The sequence below is a fragment of the Nocardia arseniciresistens genome (genome assembly GCF_046764875.1).
Taxonomy (GTDB): domain Bacteria; phylum Actinomycetota; class Actinomycetes; order Mycobacteriales; family Mycobacteriaceae; genus Nocardia; species Nocardia arseniciresistens.
The window spans coordinates 1-505 of record NZ_JBKORD010000051.1 but is presented as its reverse complement, the minus strand read 5'-3'; the positions used below and the strand labels follow the sequence as shown (position 1 = coordinate 505).

1 protein-coding gene is annotated in these 505 nt (G+C 64.8%); it reads left to right on the top strand.

The window, feature by feature from the left end; genetic code table 11:
• Positions 1-505, top strand: a 505-nt coding sequence (locus ACLMAJ_RS38030) for a beta-ketoacyl [acyl carrier protein] synthase domain-containing protein (RefSeq protein WP_412018766.1), incomplete at both ends; no start/stop codon positions are given.

Here is a 505-nt window from a genome sequence, read left to right as displayed (position 1 = left end):
TGCTCGAGGTGTCGTGGGAGGCGTTGGAAGACGCGGGGATTGATCCGAAGTCGTTGCGGGGCAGTGATACCGGGGTGTTCGCGGGGGCGGGTTACTCGGGTTATGTCGAGCGGGTGGTCGGGGATCTGGAGGGTTATCGGCTTACCGGTACTACGAGCAGTGTGATCTCGGGGCGGGTGTCGTATGTTTTCGGTCTCGAGGGGCCCGCGGTCACTGTGGATACCGCGTGCTCGTCGTCGCTGGTTTCGTTGCATCTGGCTTGTCAGGCGTTGCGTCAGGGGGAGAGCTCACTGGCGTTGGCCAGTGGTGTGACTGTCGCGGCGAGTCCGTACCTTTACGTGGATTTCGCTCGGCAGCGCGGACTTTCACCCGATGGACGGTGCAAGGCGTTCTCCGCGGCGGCCGACGGGGTCGCTTTCGCTGAGGGTGCTGGTGTGCTGGTGCTGGAGCGGCTCTCCGATGCCCGGCGACTCGGGCACAACGTCCTTGCGCTGGTGCGTGGGAC